Below are 19,939 nucleotides of genomic sequence, written 5' to 3' on the forward strand. Positions count from 1 at the left end.
TCTTGTCTAGGCCCGAACGCGCCAACTTGCCGCCGCGCCGGGCTCCGGGCACGACTAGCTCGCCAGAGTCGCGGTACCTCCCAACCCGCCCAGCGCCAGCGCCGCCATCACCGACGGCCGCGCGCCGACGACGATGACCTCGGCGCCCGCCGGCAGCCGTTGCTGGGCGTAGACCAGGGCGCGGACGGCCCCCGGCGTCAGGCCGGTGACCTCGCGCATCTCGATGACCAGGCGGCGCACCTGGCGGCCGCCGAGCTCGTCGAGCAGGTCCCGCAGACGGGGCAGCGCCTCGTCGTCCACTTCGCCTGCCAGGTGGATCGTGGTGGATCGGCCGTTGGACCCCGAGTAGACCGACGTGCTCATCTGAACCCTCCTCCTAGGACGGTGTGTGTGCCCACAGCACGGCCGCGGACCGCGCGGGCAGGCGCAGGACGTGGCCGTCGCGCAGCGTCGTCGATGCGTCGAGCGGCTGGGCGGCACCGGTGTTGGCGAAGACTCGCCACGTGCTGTCGGCGGGTGGCTGGGGGAGTGCCACTACCTTGTCCTCGGAACCGGAGTTCGCGGCCACGACCACAGTATCCAAACGATCCGACAATCCCTCCCCCCTCGGATTCGGATCGTGCATCATCGCGATCACGACGTGCGACCCCGCCGACCAGTCCGGTTGCCACGGCTGCTCACCGTGCCAGCTGACCGGCGGGTAGTCACCGTCCGGTGTGGATTCGCCGTGCGGGTGTTCGGCACGCCGCAGCACCGGGTGCTCCCGGCGGAACCGCAGGCACGCCCTCGTGAACTCGACCAGCTCCCGGTTGCGCTCGACCAGCGACCAGTCCAGCCACGTCCGCGGGTCGTCGTGCGGGTAGGCGTTGTTGTTGCCGCCCTGGGACCGGCCGAACTCGTCGCCGGCCAGCAGCATCGGCACGCCCCGGCTCGTGAGCAGCAACAACAGCGCGTTGCGCACCTGCCGGGCCCGCACCGCGAGCACGTCCGGGTCGTCCGTCGGGCCCTCCACGCCACCGTTCCAGCTGAGGTTGTGGTTCTCGCCGTCGCGGCCGTCCTCGCCGTTGAGGTCGTTGTGCTTGTGGTCGTACGACGCCCAGTCCGCCAAGGTGAACCCGTCGTGGCAGGTCACGAAGTTGATCGACGCGGTGGCGCCGCGCCCGCTGTAGAGGTCCGGCGATCCCACGAGTCGGGTGGCCACGTCGCCCGCGGTCCCGTCCCGGCCCACCAGGAACGCCCGCAGCGCGTCCCGGTAACGACCGTTCCACTCCATCCACCGGCCGTAGTGCGGGAACGCGCCGACCTGGTAGAGGCCGCCCGCGTCCCACGCCTCGGCGATGAGCCGGGTGCCGGCCAGCACCGGGTCCGCGGCCAGCGCCGCCACGAGCGGCGGGTCGGCCAGCGGCGCGCCGTCGCGGCCGCGGGTCAGCACGGACGCGAGGTCGAAGCGGAACCCGTCCACGTGGTACTCGTGCACCCAGTGCCGCAGGCTGCGCACCACCCAGTCCCGCACCAGCGGGTGGTTGGCGTTGAGCGTGTTGCCCGCGCCGCTGAAGTTGAGGTGCCGCCCCGATTCGTCCAGCAGGTAGTACGACGACTCGTCCAAGCCGCGCAACGACAGCGTCGGTCCGCGGTGGTCGCCTTCGGACGTGTGGTTGAACACCACGTCCAGCACCACCTCGATGCCCGCCGCGTGCAGCCGCTTCACCAACTCCTTCAGCTCCAGGTCGGGCCGGTCGCCGCCCGCGTAGTTCGCCTTCGGCGCGAACACGCCCACCGGGCTGTAGCCCCAGGTGTTGAGCAGCGGCACGCCCGTCTCCGGGTGCACGTGGACGTTGTCGGTCTCGTCGAACTCGAAGACCGGCATCAGCTCCACGCAGTTCACGCCGAGCCACTTCAGGTAGGGGATCTTCTCCGCCAACCCGGCGAACGTCCCCGGACTGGCCACTCCGGACGAATCGGACCGGGTGAAGCCGCGCACGTGCAACTCGTACACGACCAGGTCCTCGGTGGGCACCCGCGGCGGCCGGTCGTCGCCCCAGTCGAAGTCCGGGGTGGCGATGCGGGACCGGTAGTGCGGCCGCTGCCCCCACTCGCCGGACCCCGCGAGCAGCCGGGCGTCCGGGTCGAGCAGGACCGGTCCGCGCTCGCCGTGGCGCTCGACCCGGAACCCGTAGTCGGCGTCGGTGGGCCGCAGCCCGACGGCGTGCGCGGCGAACACCTCGCCCACCCGGGACGCCGGCGGGAACTCCAGCTCGGTCAGCACGGAGCCGTCCGCGCGGTCCATCAGCACCAGCCACACGCGGTCGGCCCGTGCCGCGGCGACCGCGAAGTTCACGCCGTCGGCCGTCGGGGTCGCCCCGAACGGGGTGGGGCTGCCCGGGACGAGCCGGAGCCCGCCCAGGCGGCCCGTCGCCGTCACGGTCACCGCTCGTCCTCCCCCAGGGGCCGCAGCCGCACCTGGACGGTGCGCCGCGCCGCGCCCCCCGGCAGCTTCACGGTCATCTTCTCCGCGTCGAAGTCCCGGTAGGGGCTGCCGTCCACCAGCACGCGGTCCAGCACCACGCGCCCGCGCGGCAGCGCGTCCGGCGCGACCCGCAGCAGGTCGCCGGGGAACGCCGCGTCCGGGTCGGGCGAAAACCACAGGTCGAGCGGCTCGCGGTGCCACAGCAGTCTGTTGTAGACGGTGGCGAGGTAGCACAGCTCCGCGGAGTGGTACATGCTCATCGAGTGGTTGCCCTTGAGGCGTTCCAGCCCGGAGAGGTACGGCGAACCGGCCGCCTGCACCGAGAAGTACACCGCGCCGTCGTCGTGGTCGAGGAAGAACGCGTTGTAGAACGCCTCCGCCTCGGCCGCGTGCCGCAGGTACTCCGCGTCACCGGTGGACCCGGCCAGGATCAGGTAGGCCAGGATCGCCTGCTCCTGCTGCCACCACGCCTTGCGGTCGTGCCAGACGAACGCGTGCCGCCCGTCGCGGGCCTGCCGCTCCAGCACGTCGTACCAGCCGCCCCGGCGCGGGTCGCGGCCCACGCCCGGCATGGTGGCGGCCAGCCGCGCGGCCGTGCGGGTGTACTCGTTCTTGGGGCGCAACGTGTTCATCCGGGTGAGGTTCCACGCGATCTTGAGGTTGTGCCCCACCACCGCGCGGTCCTGCTGCCACCCCCACGTCTTGTCCGGCGTCCAGTCCGCGTGGAACCGCTCGCGCACGAACGGGCTCGCGTCCGGTCCGCGGTCGGGGAAGTGGGTCACGATCATGTCGAACGTGTGCTCCAGCATCCGCAGGTAGCGCTGGTCGCCGGTGGCCAGGTACAGGTTGAACAGGTAGGCCGGGGCGTGGTCGCCGACGGAGTTCCAGTTCTTCCGCGACCTGTTGCGCCCCAGGGCTTCCGCGTGCGGGCTCAGCGTGAGCGGGTCGATGTGCGAGAAGTAGCCGCCCAGCCGCGGGTCCGCGTAGTGCCGCTCGAACAGCCGGATCGTCGCCTCGATGTCGTCGCGCAGCCACGGCGTGCCGGTGACCCGGTAGGTCTGCACCAGGCCGCTGAGCGCGTAGATCTGCTCGTAGGCCGGGATGGTCAGCTCGTCGTCGCTGAACTCCGACGCGAACAGCTTGCGCTGCCTGCCGCCGTCCACCTCCAGCCCGTGGTACCAGTACACGAGGCGGCCGACGTCGGTCTCGTCCACGAAGCGCAGGTTGTCGCGCAGGTACTCCGAGCCGCGCTCGGCGACCTCCAGGTGCGCCTCGTCGCCGGTCAGCATGTACGCGGTGGCCATGCCGTAGACCAGGCGGGAGATCGTGTCGGTCTCCTGCACGTGCGAGTCGGTCTTGTCCCCGCCCAGCCGCAGCACGGTGCGGTAGTCGGCGAAGTCCACCGGTCCCGCGCCGAACTGCGCGTGCCGGTAGAACCGGGCCAGCGACCGGATCTGGTCGACCCACCAGTCGGGGCGGTCGAACACCGGGCGGCCCGCCTCGTCGGCGACCACCCAGATCCGCTCCGCCTGCTGGCGGCGCGGCTCGGGGTAGATCGGGCCGAAGGTGAACACCATCGCGCCCGGCCGCAGCATGTCGTCCAGCCGGCCGTTGACGTCCCGGTAGGGCTCGCCGAGGTTGCGCACGAGCTGGGCGGAGGTCTCGGACGTGCGGTGCACGACCTCGCGGTCCCCGCCGAACGTGGTCAGCACCAGCCGGTCGCCCGACGACTCGACGACGTACCCGCCGTAGAGGTCGGAGTAGGTGCGTTCGGGTGCCGTCGTCACGCCGCCACCAGCCTGGACGAGAGCTGGTCGATGACCGTGCGGGCGAGCAGGTGGCAGTGCTCGACGGTGCGGGTGCTGATCAGGTCGCGGTCCACCGCCACGTCGGTGTCGGAGTAGATCGCGCCCATGTTGCGCACGTCGCTGACGAGGTTGTTGTGGCAGGTGACCGTGCGCCCGGCCATGACCTCCGGCGCCGCCGACATCAGCCACAGGCCGTGGCAGGAGAACACCTTCAGCAGCCGCGGGATGCGGAACGCGCGGCGCATCACCTGCACCGCCGGCGCCACGCCGCCGGGCCGTTCGCTGTAGCGCAGCCGGTCCGACACCATGCCGGAGGGCACGATGAGGGCGTGCAGGCTGTTCAGCTCGTGGTAGTCCAGCGCCTCCAGGTCGCCGTCCACCTTGATCTCGCCGCCGAGCTCGCGACCGGTGAAGGTGAGCGACTCGTTGCCCCACAGGCGGGTGTAGAGCTTCACCTCGGCGCCCGCCTCGGCGAACCGCAGGCGGTAGTAGGCGATCTCCGCCTCCACGAAGTCGCTCTCCATCAGGATGCCGATGCGCAGCCCGGCGAGCGGCCCGGGGAGGACGGGAGCGTTCAGGTCCATGGGATTCTCCATCTGGGTGGTCCGAAGTGGACTGCCGCCTCGTCGCGGCACGGTGGGTGGCGGGCGGCGTGGGCCGCCCGCCACCGCGTGACACCGGGCGCGCGCGGAAGTGCCGCGGCGCCGCCGGTGGTGGGGAGGTGGATCGGGTAAGGCGGTGGATCAGGCGGTGCTCAGCTCGTGACCAGCTCGCCGCGCGCCTGGTCCACCGCGTCCGAGGAGCGCCCCGGGACCACCGCGTCCTCGGGCGGGCGCGCGCCGTCCGCGCCGGCCGGGGTGCCGACTGCCGCCGGCCCGCTGCGTGCACCCGACGGCCCGCCGATGCCCCACGTGCCGCGTGCGGCCGACGCGGCGGCCGGTTGCGGGTACGGGATCGGCGTGGAGCCGACCGCCGGGCGCGTGCCGGTTGCGGTTGACGTGTCGACCCGGGCCGGGTGGACGGCCGGCGTGGAGCCGGCCGCCGGCCGCGTGCCGGACGCGACCGCGGTGTCGGCCGGTCCCGGGTACGCCTCCGACCCGGAGCCGGCCGCCGGCCGGGCCGTGCGCGCGGTCGACGGGGTGTCCGCGACCGGTGGGGGAGAGCCCGGCAGCGGCTGGGCGGCCTGCGTGATCAGGGTGCGGATGCGCGGCGCGCCGTCCTGGCGCACCACCAGCCACTGCTCGGTGATCAGGCACCCGGTCCAGCGGCTGCGCGGCGCGGGTCCCCGCCAGCTCCGCGACTCCCACCTCAGCGTCACCGTGACCTCGGCGTGCAGCGGCGACACCAGCTCGACCGCCACCGAGACGACGTCCCGCCGCTGGTCGAAGCACGAGTCGTTCAACCCCCGGTACCACCGGGCGAACTCCTCGCCGTCCCGCACGGTCGCGCCGGGCAGCCGCAGCAGCAACCCCGACCGCACCAGCATCTCCCGCAGCCGCTCCACGTCGGCGTGCCGCTCCAGCGCGCCGTGCCAGTCCCGCACCAGCGCCACGACCTCGGCGCGGTGCAACCGACCCCGGTCGCCCTGCCCGCTCACTCGATCACCAGGTCGATCAGGAACGGCCCGCGGTGGCTCAGCATCTCGGCCACCGCGCCGTCCACCTCGCGCAGCCGGCTCACCCTCCGCCCCGGCACCCCCAGCGACGAGGCGAGCTGCGTGAACCCGATGGGAGGCGTGGTGAGGTCGAACGCGCCCGGCCGGGCGTGCGGCTCGATGCCCTGCTCCCGCCAGTACTGGTCGATGTTGTGGTCCAGCAACCGGTACCGGCCGTTGTTGCAGATCACGAACTTGGCGTCGATCCCGTACCGGGCGGCCGTCCACAGCGCCTGGATCGTGTACATGCTGCCGCCGTCGCCGGTGAACGCCACCACCGACTGGTCGGGCCGCGCGAGCTTCGCCCCCAGCGCACCGGGGATGCCGATCCCGAGCGACCCGCCGCGGGTCTGGAAGAACCGGCCCGGTTCGCGCGCGGGCAGGTGCCTGCCCAGCGGCTCGCCCGCGGTCAGCGCCTCGTCGAACAGGATCAGGTCGCCCGGCGCCTGCTGCGCGAGCCGCTCGGTGAACAGCTCCAGCACGCTCGGCGGACCCGACGACACGACGGGGGCCGTCCGCCCGGTCACCCGCGCCGGCGCGGCGGGCGCGCCGCCCTGGTGCCCCAGCTCCACGGCCAGCGCCGCGAGCGTGAGCTTCGGGTCGGCGATCACGCCGATGTCCACCGGGTGGTTCTTGGCGATCTCGTACCCGTCGAGGTCGATGTGGACGATCTTCGCCTGGTCCGAGAACGGGTTGTGCAGCGTGGGGAACACCTCGGGGAACACGTACGTGCCCACGATGAGCACGCGGTCCGCGTCACCGACGACGCGCGCGCTGTCGGTGCCGAACATGTGGCCCAGGTTCCCCGCGTACGACGGGTCGGCCGCGTCGAGGTTGACCTCCGAGTTGTTCACCCCGTACACCCGCGCGCCCAGCAGCTGGGCCACGGTCGCCAGCTCGCGCTGCGCGCCGCTGGTCGCCACGCCGTCGCCCATCAGGATCAGCGGCCGGTTGCCGCCCGACAGCACCGACGCCATCCGCGCCACCAGCGCGGGCTCGGGCAGCACGCGGGTGGACGGCACCACGGTCGGCAGCGCGGGCTCCTCGGTGACCGCGTCGAGCACGTCCGCGGGCAGCGCCACGAACACCGGCCCCCGCGGCGGCGTCATGGCGATCTTCACGGCCCGGCGCAGCACCCGCAGCACCGAGTCCGGGTCGGTGACCCGGGTGGCGTACTTCGTCACCGGCTCGGCCATGGCCACCAGGTCCACGGCCATCTGCGCGTCCATCGCGTCGTAGCGCACGCCGGCGTCGCCCGCGATCACGACCAGCGGCGAGCCGCCCCGCTTCGCCTGGTACAGCATGCCGACCGCGTTGCCCAGGCCCACCCCCGTGTGCAGCTGCACCAGGCCCGGCTGCTGCGAGGCGCGGGCGTACCCGTCGGCCATCGCCACGGCCACGCTCTCCTGCAACGCCAGCACGTAGGACATGTCGGTCTCGCCCATGGCGTCGAGCAGGCCCTGCTCGACGGTGCCGGGGTTGCCGAACATGTACTTGATACCGTCGGCCGCGAACTGCTCGAAGATCGCGACCCGTCCCGGTCGTTTGCTCATGTGCTTCGTTCCACCTTCCCCAGTGTGGTGGCGGACGCGGCGCGGACCGGCGCCGCGTCCGCCCGTGGCGCCTTACCAGCCGTAGCGGCGCAGGCCGTTCTCCAGCGTCTGCACCAGCAGCTCACCGGACAGCGCGGAGTCCGGAGTGGACCGCGCGGTGACGAACGGGTAGTCCACGATCACCGACAGCTCCTTGCCCACGTTGCCGTGGAAGCCGCCGAAGGCGCCGGTCGCGTCGCGCAGGATGTACTCCAGCGGGAACGGGGGCGGGCCCATGTTGAAGTCGACGCCGAGGAAGCCGGTGCCGTCCTTGTAGTCGTACTCCTTCGGGTGGCCCGTGACGTGCTTGCCGTAGATGATGCTCTGGCGGGACTCCCAGTCGCGGGCGAAGGCCAGCACGGTCACGCCGTAGCACTCGGCGAGGATGGGCTTGTCCGCGGCGTGGAAGCCGAGGACGACCTCGTGCAGGCGCTCGTTGTTGACCATGTCGACCAGCGGGCCGGAGCCGCCGACGAGCACGAGCGCGTCGTAGGCCGCGACCAGGTCGTCCACCGCGGGCTGCAGGTTGCGGTGGTAGGCCTCCAGCTCGCGCAGGAAGTTGATGGAGCTGTGGTAGGGCCGCTCGGGGATGAGGTCGGCCAGGCTGAGCGGGTTGTCCAGCCGGTCGGACTCGTCCAGGGCGCGCACCGCGCGGGCCATCTCCGGCGTGGTCACCGTGCGACCCAGCGGCGGGTCGATGTAGTCGGCGTCCATGCTGGGCGGCAGGGCGTGGGCGCGCTTGCCGGTGGGGGTGACGAAGGTGACCTGGTAGCCGCGGGCGTCGAACGCCTCCAGCGGACCGACCAGCTCCTCCCCCCAGTAGCCGTACTCGGACAGCACCACGAGAACTCGTCGGGTCACTTCTCTACTCCCTGGTTGTGGGGGTGGGTCACAGCTCGGCGGAGCCGGGCATCGGGTGCAGGGCGTCCACGACGTAGGCGCGGATGCGCAGCCGCCCCGCGTCGTCGCGCACGACCTGCCACGTCTGGTCGGCGTCGAAGCCCAGCCACTGGCTGGTCGCCGCCGGCGGGTTCCAGATGCGCGCCTGCCAATTCACGCGCACCTTAACGTCGGCCACGTCGCCGCGAATGGACGACGTTACTTCCGTGACCTCGTGCACCTCGTCGAAAAATCGGTTGACGACCGTCCGGTACCAACCCAGGAATTCCTCGACCGAGGTGAGCTTCCCTTCCGGGAAAGTCATCTCCAGATTGGTGTCGACGAGATATCCGAGAACTTCGTCCTCGCTGACGTGCTCGTCGAGCGCGCGGTACCAGTCGCCGACGAACCGGCTGATCAGATCATTGTCGAGGGTGGCTGCCACTGCATTTCTCCCGTATGAAGGCGTCGGTGGCGAACGGACCGTGATGACCGTCACCCGCCGGGACATCTTTGGTGTCGTTTTGACGACACGAGTCAATCCGCGCCGATGGGCTGGGGCAAGCCGGCCGGTGCAACTGGGTGGACTTGACGGAATTGCGCGGGCGGGCTGTTGGCGGACTCGTAACGGTAAGTTTTTCGTACCGTCGTAAATGTGCTGGTGTCGAGCCCGCGGCGGCCCGCGGGCCCCGGCCGGCCGGCTCAGCCTGGTAGTGCTGCTAACAGGACCGACTCTGGTCTGGCTACCCGTCTGCGGGCTCGGGACAGTGGTCGCATCGGCGTGAATGCCGGCTATATCGAGGAGTCGACTTTGTCTCACACGGCCGACCAGACGGCGGCAGGGCACGGACCGTCGGGCGCCACCGCGCCCGACCTGACGACCGCGGGCACGACCACGACGACCGATCCCACCGGGTCGGTCGCACCCGGACGGCAACCGCACGCCGGCCTGGTCCTGCTCTTGCTGTGCCTGGCCGAGTTCATGATCGCCCTGGACTTTTCCATCACCAACGTGGCGCTGCCGGTGATTCAGTCCGAGCTGGAATTCTCGGCCACCGGCCTGCAGTGGATTATCAGCGCGTACGCGATCACGTTCGGCGGTTTCCTCATGCTCGGCGGGCGGGTCTCGGACCTGTACGGACGCCGCCGGCTGTTCATCGCGGGGCTCGCCGCGTTCGCCGTCGTGTCGCTGGTCGCGGGCTTCGCTCAGGACGACGTCCAGCTCGTGCTGCTGCGCGCCGCGCAGGGCCTCGCGGCCGCGGTCGTCGCGCCCGCCGCGCTGTCCCTGCTGACCACGTCGTTCGCCGAGGGGCCCGAGCGCAACCGCGCCCTCGGCGTCTACGGCGCGGTGCTGTCCTTCGGCTTCGCCTCCGGCGTGATCCTGGGCGGTGTGCTCACCGACCTGCTGAACTGGCGGTGGGTGTTCTTCGTCAACGTGCCCATCGGCCTGGGCGCGGCGCTGCTCGCGCCGAAGTTGATCAAGGAGAGCCGCGGCGAGGCGACCTCCCGCAAGCTGGACGTGCCCGGCGCGGTCACCATCACCGGCTCGGTGGTCAGCATGGTCTACGCGCTGTCCACGATCACGCACGGTGGCGTCGGCTGGCTGGTCGCCCTGGTGCTGTCGATCGTGCTGTTCGTCGCCTTCCTCGTCGTGGAGCAGCGCACCGAGCACCCGCTCGTGCCGCTGAAGGCGATCGCCCAGCGCGTCCTGCTGACCGCGAACCTGATCAACGTCCTCATCATCGGCTCGTTCGTCGGCATCGCCTACGTGCTCACCCTGTACCTGCAGGGCATCGAGGGCTTCACCCCGCTGCAGACCGGCCTGACGTTCGCCGTGCTGGGCGCGACCGCCGTCGTCGCGGGCATGGTGACGGCCAAGCTGTCGGCGAGGATCGGCATGACCGCCACCCTGGTCGGCGGCCTGCTGCTCCAGGCGCTCGGCACGGCGCTGGTCGCGGTGCTGCCCGCCACCGGCGCGATCTGGCTGATCATCGCGGGCACCGCGATCATCGGCTTCGGCCACGTCGCGGCCGTGGTCGTGATCAGCATCTCGGCGACCGCGGGCGTGCCCGACCACCAGCAGGGACTCGCGGGCGGCCTGCTCAACACGTCGCAGCAGCTCGGCGCGGCCCTGGGCGCGGCGGCGTTCGCCGCCATCGCCGCGGGCGTCACCGGCGGCCTGCTCGGCGAGGGCGTGGCGCTGGAGGACGCCGACCCGGCGTCGCTGGTGTCGGGCTTCCGCTACGCGCTGGTCGTCGCCACGATCGTCGCCGTCGTCGGCGGCGCGGTCGGGCTGAGCCTGTCCCGCCGTCGCGCGGCGGCGGGCTGACCGCGGGCTCGTCCCGCGCGGGACTCCCCGTGCCCGTCACTCCCCCCGGGCGGGCACGGGTCGGTGGTGGGCGCCTCAATCCCCCGGGCGCCCACCACCACGTCCGTCGGGGCGGTCCGGACCCGGTGGACCCGCCGGCGCGCGGTCCGGCGGTGTGGCCGTCACCGGTCCAGGCGGTCGAGGAGGGTCGCCAGGCGGGCCGAGTCGATGGCCGTCGCCGGCGTCTGGAGCACCACCGTCAACGTCGGGTGCTCGACCAGCCGCAGGTGCAGCAGGTCCAGGTCGATGCGGCCGACCAGCGGGTGGTCCAGCTCGTTGACCTCGACGTTGAACTCCGCGACCGGGTAGGAGTCCCAGCGCTTGCCGAAGTCCGGGCTCACCGCCCGCAGCCGGTCGGCGATCTCGGCGAACCTCCGGTCGTTGCCGTTGCGGCCCGCCGAGGCGCGGAACTGGCCGAGCACGTTGCGCGCCGCGGACTCCCAGTCGACCAGCAGCTCGCGCACCGCGGTGTCGGTGAAGATCAGCCACAGCAGGTTGCGCTCGGCGGGCTCGACCTTCGCCGGGTCCAGCCACAGCTTCGCCTGCGCCGCGTTCCACGCCAGGATGTCGAGCCGCTGGTCGAAGACGTACGCGGGGTTGGGCATGAGGTTGTCCAGCACGCGCTGCACCAGCGCGGGCAGCTTGTCGCCGGGCGAGGGCTGCGCGGCCGCGCGTAAGCCCGCCAGCTCGAACAGGTGGCTGCGGTCGTCGTCGTCCAGCCGCAGCGCCGTCGCGAGCGCCTCGATGACCTGCCGCGACGACGGGATGTCCCGGCCCTGTTCCAGCCAGGTGTACCAGGTCAGGCCCACGCCGGAGAGCTGCGCGACCTCCTCGCGCCGCAGGCCCGGGGTGCGGCGCCGCCCGCCGCCCGCGGCCAGCCCGACGTCCTGCGGCTTGAGCCGTTCCCTCCTGGCCCGCAGGAACGCGCCGAGTTCTCGCTTCCGGTGATCTGTCATCGGGGTCTCTCCGCAGTCCGGCCGAGCGTTGTGCCACGGTCATCGTATTCGGGTCTCGCGCGGGGATGACCTGCGACGAGTGCCGGCGGCGGGGGAGTGGCGCCTCGGGTCGGGCCGGTCCCCGCCCGGTCTCGTGGCCGTGCGGCGACCCACCCGTCCGCCGTCTTGCGGGCGACACCTTCTCACACGTGGGGCGGGCTGTGGCCTCGTTCCGCACCTCGGACGCTGCGGTGGGGACTTCGGACTCCCGTCTCGGGAGGGTGGCGGGCGGGGCCGGCAGGCGGCCGATCACCGGACGTTCGGCGACCGCGGGTGATCACCGTGCGTGACGTGGGGCGTTGGTCCGCCGCACGTCCGATCCGGCAACCGCCCCGCCGGGTCGTCGCGCCGCCACGCCCGGGACGCACGCCGCGCCGACCGTCCTCTTGGGACGAGATCCGGCCACCGCGACCGCACGGTCCTCAGTGGACCGTCCGGGAGCGCCCTACGAACCGCTCAGGCACACCACGACGGACAGGTCCTCCCGCCCCACCACCTGCAACGCCATGTGCCGCACGGTCCGGACCCCCAGGGTGGGGTGCGCGATGCGCTTCTCCGCGGGCGCGCCCGAGCGGACCTCCTGGCGCGACCACCACGTGCCGATCGCGGGGTCGGCGTCGATCACCTCGGCGAGCAGCGCCTGGTACCGCGCGTCGCCGGGGTGCCGCGCGGCCATGGCGCGGAACTGCCCCAGCAGCGACCGGGCCTCCTCGGCCCAGTCGACCAGCCACTGCTTGGCCGCGGGCGCGGTCATGACCCACCGGAACAGGTTGCGGACCGGGGCGTGGCGGACCTCGGGCAGCCAGTCGGCCGCGGCGGCGTTGAACGCGCGCAGGTCCCAGTACCGGTCGAGCACCCACGCGGGCGTCGGCTCCAGCTCGTCGACCAGCCGGCGGAACGCGGGGTCCAGCTCGTCCGACGGCGCGGGCGTCGGCCCGGTCTCGGCGAAGCCGCCCAGGCGCAGCAGGTGGGCCGCTTCCACGACGCTGAGCTGGAGTGCCTTCGCCAGCGAGTCCAGCACCGCGCGGGACGCCTGGACCTTGCGCCCCTGCTCCAGGTACGTGTACCAGGTGGAGCTCACGCCCGCGAGCGCCGCGACCTCCTCCCGGCGCAGGCCGGGGGTGCGCCTGCGGCCGTGCACGGGCAGACCCGCCTGCTCGGGACCCAGGCGGCGTCGGCAGGCCCGGAGGAACTCGGCCAGTTCGTGCCGGTGAGCGTTCTCAGCCACACGTCCCACCTTAGGCCCTTCGGTGAATACGGAGTGCGAGCGGCCGGAGGCAGGAAGTGACAGTACCACTATCGTCACTGCTAGTAAGAACCACCACTGGCAGGTGACGGCCGCCCGGGAGAGAGTGGAAGCATGGGACTTGGCGGCGCGGAGGGCGGCAGCGCCCTCACGCTTCGCCTGAATGCCCGTGCGGTGTTCGGGCCGAGCGCGAATCGGCCCGAACACCGCTCGGGGTCACACGGCGGCGCCGGTGGGGTTCACCTGCGCCGAGGGCTCGAGCGGCTTGCGCCGCGGCGAGGCCCAGTTCTTCATGATCGGCTGTTCGACGAACTTGAACAGCATCCAGGACAACAGGATCGTGGCGCCGAACAGCAGCGCCAGCACGCCGAGGGCGGCCGGCGTGCTCCAGCTGCCGCCACCGAGCAACTGGTTGCCGTAGTAGAGCGTGAGCCGGTGCCACAGGTACAGCGCGAAGGAGATGTCGCCCAGCCAGACCATGGTCCGGCTGCGGAACGGCGACCACTTCCCCTCGACGTCGGCCGAGGCCACGGCCGCGATGAGCAGCGCCAGCGGCACGACCGTGGTCGCCACGAGGCGGAACTCCCACGGCAGCACGTGCGGGAGCAGGTAGCCGACGACCACCAGGCCCATCGCGGGCAGGATGCCCAGGTTGATCCACTTCTTCTTCAGCACGATCTGGGCGAGCAGCATGCCCAGGACGAAGTCCAGGACGCGCATGGGCGGCAGCACGTAGACGAACCAGAACTGCCACTCCGAGATGGGCGCGAAGAACGGCTTCGGCTCGCTCGGCAGCAGGTGCGCCGCGAACGGGACGAGCCAGACCACCGCCATGATGCCGATGGCCCACGCCCACAGCCGGCCCGCCGGGATCCTGCGCACGAGCTTGATCCAGAACGGGAACGACAGGTAGAACAACGCCTCGACCGACAGCGACCACGCGACCGGGTTGATGCTGACCTCCGTCGCCAGTGACGGCGACCAGGACTGCAGCAGGAACAGGTTGAGGATCGCGTCGCCCGCGTCCACCGCCACCCCGGTGGCCAGCAGCAGCACCAGTGCGATGACGTAGGTCACCAGGTGGTTGGGGTAGACCTTGAAGAAGCGGCGGCGCCAGAACCGGGTGGTGGTGTCGGTCGGCCTCGACGACCAGGTGAGCACGAAACCGCTCAGGATGAAGAAGAAACCGACACCGGTCCAGCCGCCCTGGCTGAAGATGCCCATGAAGACGCCCTGCGCCGTCGGATCGGCGAAGAGGTTCTCGTAGGCGGCGTGGAAGAAGAACACCATGCCGGCCGCGACGAAGCGCAAACCGGTCAGGGAGGGCAATCTGGACAACGCGTTCGATATCGGCTGAGATTTCTCAGCCGGTGTCGCGGTGAGTGACATCGCGAAAATTCCTCCGATTCGAGTGCGGGCCACGGGGGCCACGTCGAGCGGGAACACCACAGTGCGGAAAACACACCAACCGCCTCGCGATCAGTGAGCCGGGATGCGCGTGGGCGCATGCGAGCGGACATAGGCGAGCAGGCCGGCGAGGTCCACACCGACCTGCGGGAACGTGACGACCCGGTGGACGCCGGCGGCGGCGTAGGCGCGCAGCGCGTCCTCGCTGACGGGACCGCGCGGCGGCGTGACGGTGATCTCCAGCGGGCCGAGGTGCTCGGGCCGCCCGTGGCGGGCGGCCTGCTCCTCGATCTGCCGCACCAGCTCGGCGGCGGCCTGCGGGCTGGGCCCGAACCCGTACCAGCCCTGGCACCGGGTCGCGGCGAACCGCAGCGCGGCCGGCGTGTGGCCGCCCGCCACGACGGGGATGGGCCGCTGCACGGGCCGGGGGTGGGCGTCGACGTCCTGGAAGTCGACGTACTGGCCGTGGAACTCGGGCTTCTCGTCCTCCCAGAGCGTGCGCATGGCGGCCAGGTGCTCGCGGCCGCGGGCGGCCCGGGTGGCGAAGTCGATGCCGAACATGCGGGCCTGGTGCTCGATGTAGCCCATGCCGACGCCGAGGGTGAGCCGGCCGCCGGAGAGGTGGTCCAGCGACGACAGGGCCTTGGCGAGCACGATCGGGTTGCGCAGCGGCAGGATCAGGATGCCGGTGGCCAGGCGGATGCGGCTGGTGATGCCCGCCAGGAAGCTCAACGCCACCACGGGGTCGACCAGTTCGAGCTGGGCGCTCCACGGGCTGTGCGGGTCGGGCACGTTCGGCAGGAACGGGTGCTCGCCCATCCACAGCGACTCGTAACCCAGCTCCTCGGCCAGCATGGCGACCTCCGCGAGCGCGCCGGGCGGGACCGACGCGCCCTCGTTGAGCGAGAACAGGCCGATCTTGGGGTAGTCGACGGGCGGTTGGACGATCATGGTGGTGCCTTCCCTGGTGGTTCGGTGTGCCCGGGTCGGTGCTCCGGGGCCGGGAGGAAGCGCGGCCCGGTGGGACCGCCGGTGGCGTCTCCCACCGGGCCGCGCTGCTCGACAGGTGCCCGGTCGGGCGGGTCAGTCGGCGACGGCGGGCGTCGCCGGGACGGCCGCGGTCGCCTTGGTGCGGTTGGCCACCATCACGAACAGGCCGGCCGCGACGGCCAGCAGGCCGCACAGCAGCAACGAGAACCGGTAGCCCGACAGCAGGGCCTCCGTGGAGGCGTCCGCCACCGCGACACCGTCGGGCAGGACGCCCGCGGTCTTGGCCACGGCGATCGCGGCGAACACCGCGACGCCCAGGGCCGAGCCCATCTGCTGCGAGGTGTTGAACAGACCGCCCGCGAGGCCCTGCCGGTCGTTCGGCACGCCCGCGGTCGCCGAGATGATGATCATGACGACGGCGGTGATGTTGCCGAAGCCGATCAGCGCGGTGCCGACCAGCACCACCGCGAGGCCCGTGCCGCCCGACGGCAGCGTGGCCACCACCAGCGACCCGGCCGCCTGGCAGACCACGCCGAGCACCATCGTCACCTTCGGCCCGAGCTTGCCCGCGATCTTGCCGACCACGAAGCCCGCCAGCATCGCCGTGAGGCCCAGCACCGAGAACGTCAGGCCGGTGCGCAGCGGCGTGTAGTGCTCGATCACCTGGAGGTACAGCGTGAGCACGTAGGTCGAGCCGACGAACGCGCCGATCAGCGCGAGGTTGGTCAGGTTCGCGATCACCAGCGCGCGCAGCTTGAAGATGCTCAGCGGCACGAGCGGGTGGGCGGCGCGGTTCTCGATCAGCACGAACGCCACCAGCAGCACGGCGGCCAGGGCGAACGCGCCCAGCGTCGTGCCGCCGAGCCAGCCGTCGGTGTTGGCCACGGACAGCGCGTAGACCAGGCTGATCAGCGCGATGGTCACGGTGATCGCGCCCGGCATGTCCAGCTTGGTGCGCTGGGTGGCGGCGCTCGACTTGGCGATGAACACGACGGCGGCGATGCCGGTGACCAGGCCGATGGGCACGTTGATGAAGAAGACCCAGCGCCAGTTGAGCAGGTCGGTGAGGACGCCGCCGGCGATGACGCCGCAGACGAAGCCGAGCGAGAGCACCGCGCCCCAGACGCCGAGCGCGCGGTTGCGCGCCGGGCCTTCGGCGAACGAGGTGGTGAGCAGCGCCAGCGCGGCGGGCGCGACGAGCGCGGCGGCCAGGCCCTGCACGCCGCGCAGGACGACGAGCTGGATGGCGTCCTGCGCGAAGCCCGCCAGCAGCGAGGCGATGCCGAACACCAGCAGGCCGATGATGAACGCCTTGCGCTGGCCGTAGAGGTCGGCGATCCGACCGCCGAGCAGCAGGCACCCGCCGAAGGTCAGCGCGTAGGCGCTGACGACCCACTGGAGGTCGTTGACCGAGAAGCCGAGGTCGGCCTGGATCGTCGGCAGGGCGACGTTGGTGATGGAGAAGTCGAGGACGATCATGAACTGGGCGGCGCAGAGCAGCAGGAGGACGAGCCCGCCACGCTTGGTGCTGCCGGAGGCGCCTTCGGCCGACGGGTGCTGGGACGGCACCTCCGCCGGCTCCCCCGTCCGCGGTTCAGCTGTACTGGACAACGTCATGCTCCCTTGATTAGCACCGGATTGCGCGTCAACTATCGATAAGCGCGGTGGAGCCAGCCAGAGCAGCAGCTTTACCAGTAGTCCAGTTACCAGGTTGAGGTCACCGAGAGCGATCGCTCATGTGCTCAGGAATACCTGCGCCCCTACACTTAACGTATTCGCCGCCCTCGTGGAACATCGCCGGCCGGAAATCACCCGACTTTCCGAGTGAAGATCACCTCCCGGGGTGATCCCCCGAACCGGACGAACCCGGCTTTCTCGACGACCGACAGCCCCAACGAAGACCGCGCCGCCCCGGTTCCCGCGGCCCGTCGGAGGGGTGCGGGTCGCGCGGGTGCGCCTGCGGTTCCGGGCTCCGCGCCGGGGCGGTCGTGCGCGCGGCTCGTCGGACACGCGGGGCGGGGCGGGCGGCTGCGGCCCGGACGTCGCGCCGAGCCGTGTCCGCCGGCGGTCGGTCGGGGACGCGGACACGGCGGGGTCGCGGCGCGGGTGGCCGGGCGCGAGGGGCGAGGGTCGCCGGGCGCGGTGAGGGGTGCGGGTGGGAGCCGGCCGGAAGGCGGCGTCGGTGGCTGTGATCCTTCCCCTTGCGCGATCCCGTAGCGGCGGCGCGGGGATCGGGTCCGCGCGGCTTCCCGCGCCCCGCCGCGGCTGCTACACGCGCACGCGCGCAGAGGGATTCGGTGCGAACCCGTGTCCCGACAGGCGTTCCCGGCGCGTCTCAGCGCAGTTGCCACAGTGGACTCGGGCTCGTTGTCCGGTCCCGGACCGCTGGGCAGGCTGGTCGTGCCCAGTACAGTCGGCACCGGAGGAAATCCCGTGACCACAACCGATCCGCTGCGGGTCGAGGAGCAGAACGTCCTCGCCATCCGCACGCTCAACGACATCGTGAACGAGCGCCGCTACGACGACATGGACGTGCTGTTCACGCCCGACTTCGTCGACAACAACCCGGCGTGGAGCGTCCGCGACGTGGCCGAGCTGAAGACGCTGCTCGCCGAGGCGCACGAGGCGATGGCGTTCACCTCCCACCACGACCAGATCTACCCGGCCGGCGACGACAAGGTCGTCATCCACATCACCTTCACCGGGCGGTTCGTGAAGGACTTCCTCGGCCAGCGCGCCACCGGCGAGCCGATCACCTGGACCAGCATCGAGGTCTACCGCTTCGAGCACGGCAGGATCGCCGAGCGCTGGGTCCAGGCCGACACCGCCGGCCTGCTCCGCCAGCTCGGGGTGCCGCTGCCGTGACCACGTCCGTGAAGGGGATCACCATGGTGACGTTCCTGCTGCACATCACCGTCAAGCCCGAGCACCAGGGCGAGGCCCTGCGCACGCTCGCCGAGATCCAGCGGCTGTCCCTGCAGGACGAGGGCTGCGTGGACTTCATCTGGCTGCGCCACGAGGAGGACGTGAACAAGTTCACCCTCTTCGAGCGCTGGGAGAGCCAGAAGCATCTGGACGACCACCTCGCGAAGATCATCCCCGTCTGGGAGGAGTTCGCCCCGTGCCTCGCGGGCGACCCCGTCTCCCAGAGCGTCCGGGCGGTCACCGAGCTGGCCTGACCGCGGCCGGTCGCGAGTCGAACGAAGGAGAACACCGTTGAAGGACCGCACTTTCCTGGTCACCGGGGCCACCGACGGCCTCGGCCTCGACCTCGCGAAGAGGCTCGCCGCGACCGGGGCGACCGTGCTCGTCCACGGTCGTGACGCGCAACGCCTGGCCGACGCGGCGCGCGACGTGGGCGGGGACGTGCGGACCTACCTGGCGGACTTCGCCGACCTCGACCAGGTCCGGGCGATGGCCGCACGCCTGGCCGAGGACGGCGTGCGGCTCGACGTGCTGATCAACAACGCCGGGATGGGCGCGGGCCGCCGCGACGACCGGCGCCTGGAGAACGGAGCGGGCCACGAGCTGCGGTTCGCGGTGAACCACCTCGCCCCGTTCCTGCTCACCAGGTTGCTGCTCCCGCTGCTGTCACCGGGCGCGCGGATCGTCACCGTCGCGTCGGCCGGGCAGTCCCCGATCGACTTCGACGACGTGATGCTGCACCGGGGGTACGAGCCGCTGCGCGCCTATCGGCAGAGCAAACTGGCGCAGATCGCGACCTGCTTCGAGCTGGCCGAGCGGCTCGACCCGGCGCAGGCGACCGTGAACAGCCTGCACCCGGCGTCGTTGATGGGCACCAAGATGGTCTACGAGACCTTCGGCTACACCATGAGCACCGTGGCGGAGGGCTCCGAGGCGACGTTGCGCCTCGCGCTCTCCGACGACCTCGCCGGGATCACCGGACGCTACTACGACGGCGTCCGCGAAGCCCGCGCCCACGCGCAGTGCTACGACCCGTCCGCGCGGCGACGGCTGTGGCGGCTCAGCAGCGAGCTGGTGGGCCTGCCCGCGGACTGACGCCACGCGGAACGGGTCGCCTGCCGCCGACACGAAAGGCGATCCCATGAAGTGGTCCCATGTCGCACTCAATTGTCGCGACCTGGCAGCGACCGAGGAATTCTACACGCGCTGGTTCGGTTTCAAGCGCGCCCGTTCCTTCGACCTGGGTGACACGTCCATCGTGTTCCTCAAATCGGGGGACGTGTACCTGGAGCTGTTCGGCGGCGCCGCGGTGAACGCGGCCGGCGCGCCCACGCTGGTGGAGCGCGACGGCCCGGACGGCGTCGGCGCGGTGCGCCACCTGGCGTTCCAGGTGGACGACGTGGACGCCCTGCTCCGGCAGATGGGCGACGACGCGCGGGTCAACCTGGGCCCGCTCGACTTCGACGGCTTCATCCCGGGGTGGCGCAGCGCGTGGCTGACCGACCCCGACGGGGTCGTGGTCGAGGTGAGCCAGGGCTACCGCGACGAACTGTAGGAAATGCCGCACCCGGACCCGGCGTCGACCATGTCGACGCCGGGTCCAGTGCA

At 71.6% G+C, this 19,939-nt stretch carries 18 protein-coding genes; 5 read left to right on the top strand and 13 right to left on the bottom strand.

Translation table 11 applies throughout. The annotated features are described in order from the left end of the window. Positions 1 to 54: 54 nt before the first annotated feature. The 8 genes from ACWEFJ_RS23240 to ACWEFJ_RS23275 all read right to left on the bottom strand — a co-directional run bounded on the left by ACWEFJ_RS23240 (position 55) and on the right by ACWEFJ_RS23275 (position 8,845). A complete protein-coding gene (locus tag ACWEFJ_RS23240) occupies positions 55 to 363 on the bottom strand; it encodes an STAS domain-containing protein (RefSeq protein ID WP_378091567.1) in 309 nt (102 codons plus the stop codon). A 13-nt stretch (positions 364 to 376) separates the two neighbouring features. Continuing rightward, complete coding sequence (locus tag ACWEFJ_RS23245; RefSeq protein WP_449715016.1) at positions 377 to 2,428, bottom strand: glycogen debranching protein; 2,052 nt, start codon at positions 2,426 to 2,428, stop codon at positions 377 to 379. Further along, positions 2,425 to 4,254, bottom strand: a complete 1,830-nt coding sequence (locus ACWEFJ_RS23250; RefSeq protein WP_449715017.1) for an AGE family epimerase/isomerase — start codon at positions 4,252 to 4,254, stop codon at positions 2,425 to 2,427. Before ACWEFJ_RS23250 ends, ACWEFJ_RS23245 begins: the two co-directional genes overlap by 4 nt. Continuing rightward, complete coding sequence (locus ACWEFJ_RS23255; RefSeq protein ID WP_378091561.1) at positions 4,251 to 4,859, bottom strand: DJ-1/PfpI family protein; 609 nt, start codon at positions 4,857 to 4,859, stop codon at positions 4,251 to 4,253. Before ACWEFJ_RS23255 ends, ACWEFJ_RS23250 begins: the two co-directional genes overlap by 4 nt. Positions 4,860 to 5,029: 170 nt before the next feature. Further along, positions 5,030 to 5,872: a hypothetical protein gene (locus tag ACWEFJ_RS23260; RefSeq protein ID WP_449715018.1), complete on the bottom strand. Its 843-nt coding sequence runs from the start codon at positions 5,870 to 5,872 to the stop codon at positions 5,030 to 5,032. Next, complete coding sequence (locus tag ACWEFJ_RS23265; RefSeq protein ID WP_449715019.1) at positions 5,869 to 7,482, bottom strand: thiamine pyrophosphate-binding protein; 1,614 nt, start codon at positions 7,480 to 7,482, stop codon at positions 5,869 to 5,871. The genes ACWEFJ_RS23260 and ACWEFJ_RS23265 overlap by 4 nt, the downstream gene beginning before the upstream one ends. A 72-nt stretch (positions 7,483 to 7,554) precedes the next feature. After that, the gene (locus tag ACWEFJ_RS23270; protein WP_378091555.1) at positions 7,555 to 8,382 is read right to left on the bottom strand and encodes a type 1 glutamine amidotransferase domain-containing protein; all 828 of its coding nucleotides are present in this window, start codon (positions 8,380 to 8,382) and stop codon (positions 7,555 to 7,557) included. A 28-nt stretch (positions 8,383 to 8,410) separates the two neighbouring features. Then, positions 8,411 to 8,845 (bottom strand): hypothetical protein, encoded by a 435-nt coding sequence (locus ACWEFJ_RS23275; RefSeq protein ID WP_378091553.1) that lies wholly within the window; start codon positions 8,843 to 8,845, stop codon positions 8,411 to 8,413. A 366-nt stretch (positions 8,846 to 9,211) separates the two neighbouring features. Between ACWEFJ_RS23275 and ACWEFJ_RS23280 the strand changes: the two genes are divergently transcribed. After that, positions 9,212 to 10,729 carry an MFS transporter gene (locus ACWEFJ_RS23280; protein ID WP_449715020.1) on the top strand — a complete coding sequence of 506 codons (1,518 nt, stop codon included), beginning with the start codon at positions 9,212 to 9,214 and terminating at the stop codon, positions 10,727 to 10,729. A gap of 161 nt (positions 10,730 to 10,890) precedes the next feature. On the opposite strand, the gene ACWEFJ_RS23285 is transcribed toward ACWEFJ_RS23280, so the two are convergent. From ACWEFJ_RS23285 to ACWEFJ_RS23305, 5 genes are all read right to left on the bottom strand, one after another. After that, positions 10,891 to 11,724, bottom strand: coding sequence for a helix-turn-helix transcriptional regulator (locus tag ACWEFJ_RS23285; protein WP_378093812.1), 834 nt, complete (start codon positions 11,722 to 11,724; stop codon positions 10,891 to 10,893). A 484-nt stretch (positions 11,725 to 12,208) separates the two neighbouring features. Continuing rightward, positions 12,209 to 12,991 carry a helix-turn-helix transcriptional regulator gene (locus tag ACWEFJ_RS23290; protein WP_378093814.1) on the bottom strand — a complete coding sequence of 261 codons (783 nt, stop codon included), beginning with the start codon at positions 12,989 to 12,991 and terminating at the stop codon, positions 12,209 to 12,211. A gap of 234 nt (positions 12,992 to 13,225) precedes the next feature. After that, entirely contained in the window at positions 13,226 to 14,347 is a 1,122-nt protein-coding gene (locus ACWEFJ_RS23295) for an acyltransferase family protein (protein ID WP_449715021.1), read from the bottom strand. Between the two features lie 141 nt (positions 14,348 to 14,488). Then, complete coding sequence (locus ACWEFJ_RS23300) at positions 14,489 to 15,367, bottom strand: LLM class F420-dependent oxidoreductase (protein WP_449715022.1); 879 nt, start codon at positions 15,365 to 15,367, stop codon at positions 14,489 to 14,491. Between the two features lie 132 nt (positions 15,368 to 15,499). Next, entirely contained in the window at positions 15,500 to 17,017 is a 1,518-nt protein-coding gene (locus tag ACWEFJ_RS23305) for an MFS transporter (protein WP_449715023.1), read from the bottom strand. A gap of 822 nt (positions 17,018 to 17,839) precedes the next feature. On the opposite strand from ACWEFJ_RS23305, the gene ACWEFJ_RS23310 reads away from it, so the two are divergent. The 4 genes from ACWEFJ_RS23310 to ACWEFJ_RS23325 are packed head-to-tail and all read left to right on the top strand — an operon-like array spanning position 17,840 to position 19,886. Next, entirely contained in the window at positions 17,840 to 18,271 is a 432-nt protein-coding gene (locus ACWEFJ_RS23310) for an ester cyclase (RefSeq protein WP_449715024.1), read from the top strand. Continuing rightward, positions 18,268 to 18,585, top strand: coding sequence for a putative quinol monooxygenase (locus ACWEFJ_RS23315; protein ID WP_378090534.1), 318 nt, complete (start codon positions 18,268 to 18,270; stop codon positions 18,583 to 18,585). Before ACWEFJ_RS23310 ends, ACWEFJ_RS23315 begins: the two co-directional genes overlap by 4 nt. Positions 18,586 to 18,622: 37 nt before the next feature. After that, positions 18,623 to 19,426 (top strand): SDR family NAD(P)-dependent oxidoreductase, encoded by an 804-nt coding sequence (locus ACWEFJ_RS23320; protein WP_378090536.1) that lies wholly within the window; start codon positions 18,623 to 18,625, stop codon positions 19,424 to 19,426. Between the two features lie 46 nt (positions 19,427 to 19,472). Then, positions 19,473 to 19,886 carry a VOC family protein gene (locus ACWEFJ_RS23325; protein WP_378090538.1) on the top strand — a complete coding sequence of 138 codons (414 nt, stop codon included), beginning with the start codon at positions 19,473 to 19,475 and terminating at the stop codon, positions 19,884 to 19,886. The last annotated feature ends 53 nt before the right edge of the window (positions 19,887 to 19,939 follow it).

Source organism: Actinosynnema sp. NPDC004786, from assembly GCF_053601135.1.

Coding starts and splice junctions, on each gene's coding strand:
- ACWEFJ_RS23240 (WP_378091567.1), bottom strand. CDS start 363: ATGAGCACGTCGGTCTACTCGGGGTCCAACGGCCGATCCACCACGATC.
- ACWEFJ_RS23255 (WP_378091561.1), bottom strand. CDS start 4,859: ATGGACCTGAACGCTCCCGTCCTCCCCGGGCCGCTCGCCGGGCTGCGC.
- ACWEFJ_RS23265 (WP_449715019.1), bottom strand. CDS start 7,482: ATGAGCAAACGACCGGGACGGGTCGCGATCTTCGAGCAGTTCGCGGCC.
- ACWEFJ_RS23285 (WP_378093812.1), bottom strand. CDS start 11,724: ATGACAGATCACCGGAAGCGAGAACTCGGCGCGTTCCTGCGGGCCAGG.
- ACWEFJ_RS23300 (WP_449715022.1), bottom strand. CDS start 15,367: ATGATCGTCCAACCGCCCGTCGACTACCCCAAGATCGGCCTGTTCTCG.
- ACWEFJ_RS23325 (WP_378090538.1), top strand. CDS start 19,473: ATGAAGTGGTCCCATGTCGCACTCAATTGTCGCGACCTGGCAGCGACC.